Annotated in this window: 11 protein-coding genes; 5 read left to right on the forward strand and 6 right to left on the reverse strand. The window is 62.4% G+C overall.

Annotated elements, in window-relative coordinates:
• Positions 1-43 precede the first annotated feature (43 nt).
• Together V5F77_RS09755 and V5F77_RS09760 are read right to left on the reverse strand one after the other, a co-directional pair.
• Positions 44-3,151, reverse strand: coding sequence for an efflux RND transporter permease subunit (locus tag V5F77_RS09755; RefSeq protein WP_429005149.1), 3,108 nt, complete (start codon positions 3,149-3,151; stop codon positions 44-46).
• Between the two features lie 5 nt (positions 3,152-3,156).
• A complete protein-coding gene (locus tag V5F77_RS09760) occupies positions 3,157-4,305 on the reverse strand; it encodes an efflux RND transporter periplasmic adaptor subunit (RefSeq protein WP_429005150.1) in 1,149 nt (382 codons plus the stop codon).
• A 358-nt stretch (positions 4,306-4,663) separates the two neighbouring features.
• On the opposite strand from V5F77_RS09760, the gene V5F77_RS09765 reads away from it, so the two are divergent.
• A complete protein-coding gene (locus tag V5F77_RS09765) occupies positions 4,664-5,338 on the forward strand; it encodes a helix-turn-helix domain-containing protein (RefSeq protein ID WP_429005151.1) in 675 nt (224 codons plus the stop codon).
• Positions 5,339-5,427: 89 nt separating this feature from the next.
• On the opposite strand, the gene V5F77_RS09770 is transcribed toward V5F77_RS09765, so the two are convergent.
• From V5F77_RS09770 to V5F77_RS09785, 4 genes are all read right to left on the reverse strand, one after another.
• Positions 5,428-6,006 carry a cytochrome b gene (locus V5F77_RS09770; RefSeq protein ID WP_429005152.1) on the reverse strand — a complete coding sequence of 193 codons (579 nt, stop codon included), beginning with the start codon at positions 6,004-6,006 and terminating at the stop codon, positions 5,428-5,430.
• Between the two features lie 2 nt (positions 6,007-6,008).
• Positions 6,009-7,115 (reverse strand): catalase family peroxidase, encoded by a 1,107-nt coding sequence (locus V5F77_RS09775; protein ID WP_429005153.1) that lies wholly within the window; start codon positions 7,113-7,115, stop codon positions 6,009-6,011.
• 289 nt (positions 7,116-7,404) lie between these two features.
• Complete coding sequence (locus tag V5F77_RS09780; protein ID WP_429005154.1) at positions 7,405-7,656, reverse strand: hypothetical protein; 252 nt, start codon at positions 7,654-7,656, stop codon at positions 7,405-7,407.
• A gap of 329 nt (positions 7,657-7,985) precedes the next feature.
• Positions 7,986-8,360 (reverse strand): response regulator transcription factor, encoded by a 375-nt coding sequence (locus V5F77_RS09785; protein ID WP_429005155.1) that lies wholly within the window; start codon positions 8,358-8,360, stop codon positions 7,986-7,988.
• A gap of 389 nt (positions 8,361-8,749) precedes the next feature.
• Between V5F77_RS09785 and V5F77_RS09790 the strand changes: the two genes are divergently transcribed.
• The 4 genes from V5F77_RS09790 (at position 8,750) to V5F77_RS09805 (ending at position 12,265) form a co-directional block, all read left to right on the forward strand.
• Positions 8,750-8,902 carry a hypothetical protein gene (locus V5F77_RS09790; RefSeq protein ID WP_429005156.1) on the forward strand — a complete coding sequence of 51 codons (153 nt, stop codon included), beginning with the start codon at positions 8,750-8,752 and terminating at the stop codon, positions 8,900-8,902.
• A gap of 191 nt (positions 8,903-9,093) precedes the next feature.
• Complete coding sequence (locus V5F77_RS09795) at positions 9,094-10,206, forward strand: type III polyketide synthase (protein ID WP_429005157.1); 1,113 nt, start codon at positions 9,094-9,096, stop codon at positions 10,204-10,206.
• Between the two features lie 5 nt (positions 10,207-10,211).
• Positions 10,212-10,721, forward strand: coding sequence for an isoprenylcysteine carboxyl methyltransferase family protein (locus V5F77_RS09800; RefSeq protein ID WP_429005158.1), 510 nt, complete (start codon positions 10,212-10,214; stop codon positions 10,719-10,721).
• Complete coding sequence (locus tag V5F77_RS09805; protein WP_429005159.1) at positions 10,718-12,265, forward strand: DHA2 family efflux MFS transporter permease subunit; 1,548 nt, start codon at positions 10,718-10,720, stop codon at positions 12,263-12,265. The genes V5F77_RS09800 and V5F77_RS09805 overlap by 4 nt, the downstream gene beginning before the upstream one ends.
• Positions 12,266-12,518: the final 253 nt, after the last annotated feature.

Raw genomic sequence — 12,518 nt, forward strand, 5'->3', positions numbered from 1 at the left:
ATCGCCACGCTGGTTTCCCAAACGCAGGCTCGCCTCGCGGGCGTCATGAAGCCTCGGGGGCCGGCCTTGCCTCGGCGGGCGGGGTGCGGCGGCGTTGGCCGAGCTTGTCGAGGAAGAGATAGATTACCGGCGTGGTGTAGAGGGTCAGCAGCTGGCTCACCACCAGCCCCCCGACGATGGCATAGCCCAGCGGCTGGCGTAGCTCCGAGCCGGTGCCATGCCCGACCATCAGCGGAATGCCGGCCAGCAGCGCGGCGAAGGTTGTCATCAGGATCGGCCGGAAGCGCAGCAGGCAGGCTTCGCGAATAGCATCGTGGGCCGACATCCCCTCGTTGCGCTCCCGCTCGATGGCGAAGTCGACGATCATGATGCCGTTCTTCTTCACGATCCCGATCAAAAGGATCACTCCGATCAACGCGATGATCGAGAAGTCGAAGCCGAACATCCACAACATGATCAATGCGCCGAGGCCGGCCGAGGGCAAAGTCGAGAGGATGGTCAGGGGGTGGACATAACTCTCGTAGAGGACCCCGAGGATGACATAGATCACCAGCAGCGCCGCCGCGACGAGGTAGGGCTCGCTGGCGAGGGAGTCCTGGAATGCCTGCGCATTGCCCTGGAACGTCCCCGTCAACGTTGGCGGCTTCCCGATCTGCGTCTCTGCGGTGTGGATGGCCGCCACCGCATCACCGAGCGCAACTCCGCTCGCGAGATTGAACGAAAGGGTGACGGCGGGAAACTGCGACTGGTGATTGATCGACAGGAAGGTGGTGGGCTGCGACGTCCATTTTGCCAACACCCGTAGCGGCACCTGCTGTCCCGTGAGCGGTGACCGCAGATAGATTTCGTCCAGCGCCTTCGGCGAATTCTGCAGTTCCGGCAGAAGTTCCAGGATGACATGGTAGCTGTTGAGCTGGGAGAAGTATTGGGTCACCTGTCGCTGGCCGAAGGCGTCTTCAAGCGTGTTGTCGATGTCCGTCGGGCTGATGCCGAGCCGGGACGCCTGGTCGCGGTCGATCGTAAGGGTCAGCGTTGCTCCGCCGGTCTGCTGGTCGCTGGCGAGCCCGGTCAGCTCCGGCAGTGTTTTAAGCTTCGCCAGCATCTTCGGCGCCCAGGTATTCAATTCGTCGATATTGCCGTCCTGCAGCGTGTATTGGAACTGGGTGCGCGAGATCCGCCCGCCCACATTGAGGTCTTGCGAGGCCTGGAGGAACAGCGCGGCTCCCTCGACGCTCGCGAGCTTGGCGTTCAGCCGATCGATAATCTGGAATGCAGAGGCGGTGCGCTGCTCGCGCGGCTTCAGCGTGATGAACATCCGGCCATTGTTGACCGTCTGGCCCCCGCTTGAGCCGACCGCCATGCCCACGGTCGCGACATCGGGGTCCGCCTGGACGATTTTGCCGAGTGCGAGTTGTCGCTTCACCATGTCGGCGAAGGAAATGTCCTGCGCCGCTTCCGAGACACCGACGATCAGCCCGGTGTCCTGCTGGGGAAAGAAGCCCTTCGGTATGGTGTAGAACAGCCAGCCGGTGGCTGCGATCGCGGCGATAAAGATGGCGAGCGTGGTCCGTCGGTGGTCGAGGGCGACATCGAGCGTGGTGCGGTAACCCGCCAGCAGCGCGTCGAAGCCCCGTTCGGACCACCGATACAGCCGCCCGTGCCGCTCGGCGCTCTTCGGCTTCAGGAACAGAGCGCACAGCATCGGTGTCAGCGTTAGCGAGACCACTGCCGACACGGCGATGGTGATCGTTACCGTGATCGCGAACTCGCGGAACAGTCGACCGACGATGCCCCCCATCAGCAGCAGCGGGATGAAGACCGCGATCAGGGACAGGCTGATAGACAGGATGGTGAAGCCGATTTCCGCCGAGCCGTCGAGCGCGGCCTGGAGCGGCGTCTTCCCCATCTCCAGGTGCCGCTCGATGTTTTCAAGCATGACGATGGCGTCGTCGACGACGAAGCCGACCGCGATCGAGAGCCCCATGAGCGAGAGATTGTCGAGGCTGTAGCCGAGCACATACATGGCCCCGAAGGTGCCGACCACGGCGAGCGGCACCGCGATGCCGGGGATCAGGGTCGCCATGAGATTGCGCAGGAACACGAAGATCACGGCGACCACGAGCACGACGGTGATGACCAGGGTCATCTCCACATCGCTAACCGATGCCCGGATGGTTTCGGTGCGGTCGCTCAGGACTTGCAGGTCGATGCCCGCCGGCGCGTTGGCGAGCAAAGCGGGCAATTGCGCCTTGATCTGGTCCACCGTGTCGATGACGTTGGCCCCCGGGAGCTTGAATACCGGCAGCACGATAGCTTGCTTGCCGTTGGCCCAGGCTTCCACCTGTTCGTTTTCCGGGGCATCGACGGCGGTGCCGATGTCGCGGACCCGCACGGGACCGCCGTTGCGAAACGCAAGGATGGTATCGAGCCAGGGACCGGCTGCGGTGATCTGATCATTGTCGAACAGCGTGAAAGTTCGGTGGGCGCCCTGAATCGAGCCCTTCGGGTCATTCACGGTGGTCGAGATGATGGCCTGCCGCAGATCTTCCAGCGACAGGCCGAGATTGGCCACCTTGGCCGGGTCCACCTGAATTCGGACCGAGGGTTTCTGCTGGCCGAATACCAGGACCTGGCCGACGCCGTCGACCTGGCTGATATGCTGCTCCAACACGTTCTCCGCGAAATCGTCCACCTCGGTGATCGGCAGCGTGCGCGAGGTCAGTGCCAGTACGAGAATCGGCGGATCAGCGGGATTAACCTTACGGTAAGTAGGGGGAGCAGGGAGATTGGTTGGCAACTGGCCGCCTGCCGCGTTGATCGCCGTCTGCACGTCCTGGGCGGCACCATCAATATTCACGTCCAGGTTGAATTGCAGGGTGATGGAGCTGTTGCCGAGGGTGCTGACCGAGGTCATCTGCGAGACGCCGGGGATCTCGCCGAACTGACGCTCAAGCGGCTGGGTCACGGACGATGCGATGATGTCCGGGCTGGCGCCGGGCAACTGCGTGGAAACCTGCAGGGTGGGAAAGTCGACGGAGGGCAGGGGAGCCACGGGCAAGCGGGGAAAGCAGGTCGCACCCACCGCCAAGAGCGCGGCCATCAGCAGCGAGGTTCCGATGGGGTGGCGGATGAACCAGGAAGAGAGTGACATGGCGATCAGCCCCCGGCCATCGGTGTCGGGGCGATGCGCGTACCCCGAGCGAGCCGGTACTGCCCGCGAACGACGACCCGCTGCCCAGCTTTCAACCCGCTGTCTATGACCGCGATGCCGTCGGAGATGTTTGCGACTTTCACCGGCACGTCGGTGACCTTTTCATCCTTGTCGACGACGAAGACGAATTCTCCGTCGGGGCCGCGTTGGATTGCATCCGAAGGCACGGTCAGGGCATCGGCGAGCGTCGCGACACGCAACTTGACGTCCACGAACTGCCCCGGCCACAGCCGATCCGTCTTGTTTGGAAATACCGATTTCACGCGCAATGTCCCGCTTTGCGGGTCGATCTGATTGTCGGTGAGTTCGGCGATGCCCACGTCGAGGACCGTGCGATCCTCGCGCGAGATGGCCTGGGCCTCCACCTTGCCGGCGGCGAGCGCCGCCCGGATCGCCGGGACCTGAGCCTGGGGAAGGGTCGAGATTACCGTGATGGGATGAAGCTGGTTGATGACCACGAGGCCGGTCGTGTCGGTGGCGTGGACGATGTTCCCTTGGTCGATGAGGCGCAGGCCTGCGCGCCCGTCGATGGGCGAGGCGATCTGAGTGTAAGAGAGTTGCGTCTGGGCCGTGCTGATCATGGCCCGATCCTGGGCGATCTGTGCGGTGAGTTGCGCAACGGTACTGCGCTGGCTGTCAGTGGTCTGCTCGCTCACGAAATCGCTCTTCCCGAGCCGAACGTCCCGGGTGAGGTCCAATTGCGCATTGTCGAGCGAGGCGGTGTCCTGCTCCAGGCGAGCCTTTGCCTGGTCCAGGGCTGCTTCGAAGGTGCGTGGATCGATCACCACCAGCAGGTCGCCCTTCTTCAGGTCCTGTCCTTCATGGAACAGCACCTGTTGGAGCTCGCCGTCGACGCGCGAATGGACGGTGACGGTGTTGAACGGTTCGACCGTTCCGATCCCGGTCAGATAGATCGGAACGGAGCGCAATTGCGCGGTGGAAACCTCGGCCGGCACCGCCGGCGGCGCCGGGGGAGGGCCCTTGGGTGTCGCGCCCTGCAGGTCGGTACGCCATAGGCCGGCATAGGCCGCGGCAGCGATGCCCGCCGCGGCCAGGATCGTGAGTGTGAGCCGCCGCGCTTTTGCGTTCGACATGGTTGACGAGCCTTCAGGGGAGGAACGTTTGATCTTCATTGCCACAGGTTCGCAGCCTTCTCTTTCAGGAAAGCCGGATGTTTGCTTCTTCACCGCGCAGGAATGCCAAGAAGCGGCTCATATACGAAGGTATGTGCGGGCCGACCCCAGCATATGACCCCGCAAACTCAGGTAGAATGGAGCCTGTCGGGCGGGCGATTAAACTCCTTTGTACAGCCGGCCGATGCCTTGGTGCGTCGATTCACCATGCGGCCCAATGCGAATGGGGGCGAATACTTTCAGCTCGCTCACGCAACGGGAGGCGTGCGACGATATCAGGCAGCGGCTTCTTGAACTCCGAGAATAGAGGCCCGCTGCTATGTCGCTTGATATCTTGTCGTCGTTCGCGGATCGCCTGGATTGGGCCAATGCCGAAGGTTCCGTTTCCTTCAACGGCGTCCCGAAGCCATTGGACTTTCCTGCCGACAACCTGAATTCGGTCCGCCTTGCAGCGACCGACCCAACCCTGCAGCGCCTTTCGCGCGCCCTTGAAGCTGCCGAGCACAGCGATGGGGAGTTCGCCGGTACCTATGCCGAGGCTATTCGTTTTTCCATCCTGACCCGCCTCCTTGAGGCGCAGGGAGAGGCGAGAAGCGATCTGCAAGACCCGCCGGCGGAGCCGTCGTGCCGGCCCAAGACGGGCCTGCCGAAATGGCGGCTCAAGCGTGTCTCCACGTTTGTTGACGAACATCTGTCCGAAACCGTCACCCTCTCCGATATGGCAGCCGCCTCGGGCCTCAGTCGCATGCATTTTGCGGCTCAGTTCCGCGCGACCACCGGGATGCGTCCGCACGAATTCCTCCTGCGCTGCCGTATCGAGCGGGCGCAGGAGATGCTGACCGAAACTTCGACCTCTCTGGTCGAGATCGCACTCAGCGTCGGGTTTCAGACCCAGGCGCATTTCACGACCGTCTTTCGCCGTTTTGTCGGCGATACACCCTATCAGTGGCGGTGTGCCAACCGCGCCAATCATGTCGTCGCCTGCAACAGCTGATTGAGGTCCTTCCGGAGAGCGTCGGTGCCGCGTCTCATGCCCGTCTCGGCGCGTCCTTGCGGCAGCAAGACGCCGCAAATGTCATGCATTTACCCGCCCTGGGACTGCTGGACGCGCGGTTCCGCGCCGGCCGCTTCCCGCGAGGCAAGCGGAGACATGCTCCCGAACACGCCGTCGCGGAACACCAGGGCGTGCATGAGCGCTGCGCCGAGATGGACCAGGAAGGTCACAAACAGCGCCAGGGCGAGCACGGTGTGGGCGGTCCTCAGCCAGGCGAAGAGCAGATCGCTCTGCGGCAGGATCGGCGGTAGCTCGAAGGCTCCGTACAGCACGATCGGATAGCGCGCCGCCGACAGCATGCCCCAGCCGACCAGCGGGACGGCGAACATCAGCCCGTACAGCAGAACATGCGAGCCGTGCGCGGCGATGCGCAGAAAGGCGGGCATGTCCTGCGGCAGCGGCGGCGGCCGGTTGACCTGCCGATTCACCAGGCGGATGGTGACGAGGATGAGGATCGCGATCCCGAGCGGGCGATGGATCGAAACCAGCCAATGATAATCCGCCAGCGAGGCGACCATGCCAATGCCGATGAAGAGCATGGCCAGGATCATCGCTGCCATCGCCCAGTGCAGGATCCGCGAGGGAATTGAAAACCGCATCTGCTCCATGGTCAGCTGCCTTTCTGCTGCGAGGGAACATGGACTTCGCTCGGTGTCTTCGCCTCGCCGGCTCGCCGCGTGAAGGACGTGGAATAGGCCGCCGACCGGGCGCTCAGCAGCGGATCATCAGACGGTTCGATGCCGGAGGGCAGAACCAGGGGGTCGAAATTCACATCGCGGCAATTGCCTGGGCCTTCGGCCTCAAGGTGATCGACGCTCAGGGTTCCTACGTCGATGCGTTGCCGCTCGTTCGGCCAGGGCAGGGTCGCGTCGTTGGTGGGGTCCCCCGGCTGGCCGACCGTGACCACCAGATGCCATTGGAGGGGACCGCGCATCAGGCGGGCGATCAATCCATCGAAGAGAAAGTTCTTGTCGGCGGTCGCCTGCGGGTGCTGCGTTTCGGGGACGAAAGGATCGACGGCGACCATTGCCCAGCGCACCGGTGTAGATACGCCATCGGCGTTCACGAAGCGAAATGCATCAAGGCTATTATAGCTGGCATTCTCAAACCCGGTAGAAAAAGGTCTTGCGCGGATCAGTTTTACCGCACGCACCGTCTCGGGATGCGCGGTAAGGAACGCCTTCATCTTCTCGGGATCAGGCTTGCCGGTGACTGAATCCGGCTCAGCGGCGGCCAATTGCTGGTAGAAGCCCTCGGCATCCTTGACGGAAAAGACCGGGATGTCGTTCATCCCGGTGCGCCATTCTTCTGCGCCGGGCGGGCGGAAGCTCACGGCCATGCTGCGGACCTGGGTCTCGTTATCGGGCACGAACGGGCGTCCCACGGCGACAGCAAACCGTCCGATCACAGGCACGCTGCCACCGGCGAAGACCGTCGCCTTGGAGAGTGCCGCTCCCGCGCCGTTGCTGTCGAAATGCCCCTCGAAGCACACGCCCTTCGCGTGATTGCGTCGGAATCCGGGATTGACGCCGTTTACCGTCTCGAACGTGTCGATGATCTTGGTCTGGGTCAGGCGGCGCGGGGAAAAATAGCCGCCGACATAGCCAAAGCCCGCGACGAGGCCCGCGGTGAGGAGGCCAATTGCTGCGACACCGGCCAGCAGGCGACCTCTGAGCGGCCACAATCGGTAGCGCTGTGCGCCGTCCTGCTCGGCCATCTTGCGTCTCCTTCTCCAGTGGCATGTGCGTTCAGTGACATGCGTAGGTCGCGTCGCGCGATCCGGCGCCCTGCGGACCGGTTATATTTTTGCAGGTGGATGTACTATATATATACTAATATTACCGCATTATTCGTTCCAAAAATCAGCTCACATTCAAGTGTGTCGTACTTTTAATTCTTGAAATGATTCGCGAATAATATCGATTATTGTGGCGCAAAAAATCAGGCTGAGAACGAGACGCCTCGTTCTCAGCCTGATGGGCCTCTGCTCGGGTCAGGACGTCAGGTCAGTACTGGTTAGCGTCCTGAGCCGGGCCCCAGTGGGGATCGTGGTCCATCGGTGTGCCGCGCAGCAAAGAGTATTCGTCGGTGCTGTAATTGGCCGTTGCATTATCCTGAGGCGCCTGCTGGGCTCGCTGAGCCTGACGCTGGTGGGCGGCCGCGGCTGCGCCGTAGGACATGGGCTGTGCCGAGGCGAGGCTGGTGGCTCCGACCACGCCGATAAGAGCTGCGGAAAGAGCAAGTGCATATTTGTTCACTGGAGTGTCTCCGAGGGGTTGTTATGCCGCTAATCATGCGGCGGGTCGTCGACCCTCGATATTATTCAGCAGTATTCATCTGCCGCATATTTGGATAAGAAATATATACAGAAGTATATGAATTGGGCGGGCCACATATTTGACATTCTGGTATGGCCCCAGAGTGGTTTATTATATAGAATGAAGAAATTGTTTAGTTTATTCTGTTCGTTGACTGAGGCTATTGCGGACGTGCATCGTTGCGCTGGGAGGTATGACGCAACGACAGGGTAAGGCGGCACTCGGCATGTCGGCCTCGCTGCCTGAGGCACCGAGGGAGCCGCGGGTGGTCACGAGGCCGTCGACAGAGCGAGATCGATGCAGTCGATCATGGCGCTGCCGTCGAATGGCTTGCTTAAAAATCCAACGGCGCCCGCCGCCATCACCTGCCGACGAATGCGGTCCTCGGGAAATGCGGTGATGAAGATAAGCGGCACGGAATTGCCGATGTGACGCAGATGTGACTGCAACTCCACGCCCGACATGCCCGGCATCTGCACATCGGTGATGATGCAGGCAGTGTCTTCCACCCGATCCGAATGCAAGAATGCATCTGCTGACGCGAACGAGCTGGTCCGCAGACCGAGCGAGCGCACCAGACTTTCTATCGCCGTGCGCACGGCATCGTCGTCATCGACAATGGTGATCAATGGATACTTGGACACGGAGGAGATCCTTTGCGTTGGGGGAGGCCCGATTCCACCTCGGGTTCCCGTATTTATCCTCACCATGAAGCGAAAAGCCCTTGATTTGAATCATACGGTGGTTTGCCCGAGTTTAGGCGCAATCGGGGGGAGTGCTTACCACTCGGCTTTAACGGCTTGCCACGGGCCGGCCTGCACGCCGACGTTCCGGGTTTGCCCGCTGCCTCCGAAAGTGTTCTCGATGCCTTCCTTTCGGCCCGCCTGCCACAGCTTTCCCAGTGGCAAAAACAGACGGTATACGAAGGTTTTCTACACCTAAACTATTATATTCTGAAAAAATATCTCGATACAATTTATCGATGTTCTCCGCTCTCTCATAATATCCCAGCTAGTAACGCTGGAGGTTCGACATGAAGGCGCACCTTAAGATCCTGATCTCGCTCTCCACGCTGATCTTCCTCGGTGTCGGGGTGCTGCACAGCGCCCTTGCCGGTGTCTACTCACCCAAAGAAAACGCAGAGCCGCACCAAATATTTTTGCGCGATTTTGAGGGCGGATACTGACTTTAATTTTCAGCAGGCCGTTCGAAACGGGCGCACCTCCCGCCGGTGGGGTGGCGAGCACCTCGGCCGCCTTCGACCCATATGCGGCCGCAAGCCCGTGCACGCGGCATTTGTCGTCTTGAATCGACCCCCCGTAGCTCCGGCTTCTCTCCGGAAAATCTTGCGATGGGGTGTATCAGAAAGAGTATATCATGTTGCACACTCCTCAGCCGCGGTATTGGCCAGGTGATTGGCGCGCGGCAGGCGATACCAGGTCGCGTCCAGGTCTTCTGTCCTTGGCTACGTCGGTGCCCCCCAATATGGTGACGCAGCGAGATGTGGCTGAGGCGATGCGCCATGTTTTCGCCGATGTCTTCACACGCTCGGAGTCCATGGCCGGCGTGTTTGCACGCACCGGCATTCAGCGGAGATATACGGCGCGCCCCCTGGAGTGGTATCTGCAGCCGCGCGACTGGGCCGAGCGAACCGCGGCCTATGCGGAAGAGGGAAGCAGGCTCTTCATTGAGGTTGCGAACCGGGCGCTCGCCGATGCCGGCTGCACCGCGCAGGACGTGGATGCAGTGGTGTTCGTCTCCACCACCGGGATCGCCACGCCGAGCCTCGATGCCGTGGTTCACAAGCGCATGGGTTTCCGTCCCGATATCGAGCGGCTTCCGGTCTTCGGGCTCGGCTGCGCAGGCGGGGTCACCGGGCTTGCCGTAGCCTCGCGGCTGGCGCAGGCGCGGCCGGGCGCCACGGTGCTGCTGGTGACCGTCGAGTTGACCAGCCTCGCGTTTCGCTTGGATCGACCCGACAAGGTCAATCTCATTTCGGCGGCCCTCTTTGGCGATGGTGCTGCGGCCTGCGTGCTGCGGGCCGGCGAGCAGGGGCTGGCCGTTGTGGAAGGGGCGGGCGAGCACCTCTGGCCGGAATCTCTCGGTATCATGGGCTGGAGCATCGACCCCGTGGGCTTCGGCGTCATTCTGGACCCGAATGTACCGTCCTTCGCCGCCACCAAGCTGCGTCCGGCAGTCGAGGGCATCCTTGCCCGCATGGACCTCTCCACCGCAGAGGTCGGGCGCTTCGTCTGTCATCCCGGCGGCGCCAAGGTTGTGACGGCGATCGAGCGCTCCTTCGGCCTCGAGCAGGGCGCGCTAGACCACGAGCGCGGCGTGCTGGCCGATTTCGGCAACATGTCCGCCCCGACGGTGCTGTTCATTCTCCAACGTGTGATCGAGCAAGGCCTGCCGGACCGAGCAACGCTGGTCTCGATGGGACCGGGGTTCACCGCGTCGGTCCTGTCCCTCGCCCGCAGCAGCCATTGAGGTACGTGGTGATTACCGTTCTCATTCTCGCCCTCGTCACGCTGCAGCGGCTGAGCGAGCTTCTGCTGGCGAAGCGCAACACGTCTCGGCTCCTCGCGATGGGTGCTAAGGAAATGGCGCACGGCCATTATCCCGTCATGGTGGTCATGCACGCGGCTTGGCTGGCGGGACTCTGGGTCCTGGCGCCCGGACGGTCGGTCTTTGCCGTGCCGTTGGTTGCTTACCTGCTGCTTCAGCCGATGCGGTTGTGGATCTTGGCGACGCTCGGTCCGCGTTGGACGACGCGGATCATTATCCTGCCGGGCGCCCCGCTGGTGCGGCACGGCCCCTATCGGTTCATCTCACACCCCAATTATGTCGTGGTGGTCGCCGAGATCGCGCTGCTGCCGCTCGCCTTCGGGCTCCCTTGGTTTGCGCTGCTCTTTTCCTTGGCGAATGCGGCTGTCCTCTTCGTACGCATCCGCTCGGAGAATGAGGCACTCGCCGGCGCGGCTCCGGTAGAGGCATCTTTGTGAGCGGGCCCTCGGCGTCCGGGGAACGCAGCGCGACGCTTCGCACATGGCTCGGTTTCGCCGCCATGTGCACCGGCATGTTCATGGCCATCCTGGACATTCAGGTGGTCAGCACGTCTCTTTTCGCCATTCGCGATGCACTGGCCATCGACCCCGAACAGATCAGCTGGATCCAGACCGCCTATCTCACCGCCGAAATCCTAGCCATCGCCATTACCGGCCTGTTCACGCGCGCGTTCGGCGTTCGGGTGTTGTTCGCCGCCGCCGTGGGGGTATTCACGCTCGCTTCCATCGCCTGCGCCGCCAGCGGCGGCTTTGAGATGCTGATCATCTCACGCGTGGTGCAGGGGTTTTCGGGCGGCATGCTGATCCCCTTGGTCTTCTCCACCGTCTTTCTGCTTTTCCCCGATCGGCTCCAGGGTCCGGCGACGACGCTGGCCGGCATGCTGGCGGTTCTCGGCCCGGTCGCGGGGCCGGTGGTCGGAGGATGGCTGACGGCGCGATACTCCTGGCACTGGTTGTTCCTCATCAACGTGCTCCCAGGGGTCTTCGCTTGCGGTCTGGGCCTTGCGCTGCTGGACCGGGAAAAATGGACGCCCCAGGTGTTGCGCACGCTCGATGGGCTCGGGCTTGGCTTGTTGTTCCTCAGCCTGGTTGCGCTGGAAATCGGCTTGAAGGAGGCGCCGGAGCGGGGATGGCTGTCCATCCTCGTGCTCGCTCTGTTCGCAATCAGCGCGCTCTGCGGAGCGCTGTTCGTGCTCGGCTCGGCGCGGCCGGCCACTTTAGCGCGTGCTCCGGTGCTCCGGCTCGACACGTTTCGCGATGCCGATTTTGCCACCGGGTGCGCCCTCAGCTTCGTTCTGGGCATGGGGCTTTACGGCTCGGTCTATCTGATGCCGGCGTTTCTCGGGCTTGTGAGCGGAAAGAATCCGCTTGGCATCGGGATGGTGATGCTGGTGACGGGGGTGACGCAGTTGCTCACGTCCCCGGTCGCGGTTGCTCTTGAGCGGCGGGTTTCCACCCGGCTGCTTTCCGTTTGCGGGTTCTGCCTGTTCGGCGTCGGCCTTGCCATGAGCGCCTTTGCGACCGTCGACACCGATTTTGCCGGCATGTTTTGGCCCCAGGTGGTACGGGGCGCAGCAATCATGCTGTGTCTGCTCCCGCCGACTCGTCTTGCACTGGGGACCCTGCGGCCCGAGGTCATTCCCGACGCCAGCAGTCTGTTCAACCTCATGCGCAACCTCGGCGGCGCTATCGGCATCGCCCTGATAGATACTGTGCTCTTCACGCGCGTGCCGATCCATGCGGAGGCGCTCCGGCAACGGCTGCTCGCCGGCGATGCGGGTGCCGCAATCCTGGTCGGGCTCCCGCCAGACCTCGTGCAGGCGCCTATGCAGACTCCCGTCAGCCCAGATGTCGAGGCACTGGTGAGGCCGCTGGTTGAAAAGGCTGCGCTCGTCCTGTCGATCAATGAGGCGTGGGCGATGCTGGCTGTGCTCGCCTTCGCAGCGGCTCTCCTGGCCATCGGTCGCCGGTCCCAGAGATAATCGGGTCCCGGTGAGCGCGCGCGCGGTGTCGTTTTCCAGGGCCTCAGGCCGATGCGATCCGTCCTGCAAGGCCAACAGCACCCTAGCCGCATCAATCCCATACCTTAGGATAGCCCAAAGTAAACCAGGAGTTACAAGAAAAAACCTCTGTAGAATTAAACTTGAGCTGCATGAAAACTAATATGTCCTCACTCAAACAGGAGTGAAGATCATGAACACGCTGACCAAGACCCTGACCATTGCCTCCACCCTC

It is taken from the genome of Roseixanthobacter psychrophilus (assembly GCF_043195195.1).
GTDB lineage: Bacteria > Pseudomonadota > Alphaproteobacteria > Rhizobiales > Xanthobacteraceae > NCEH01.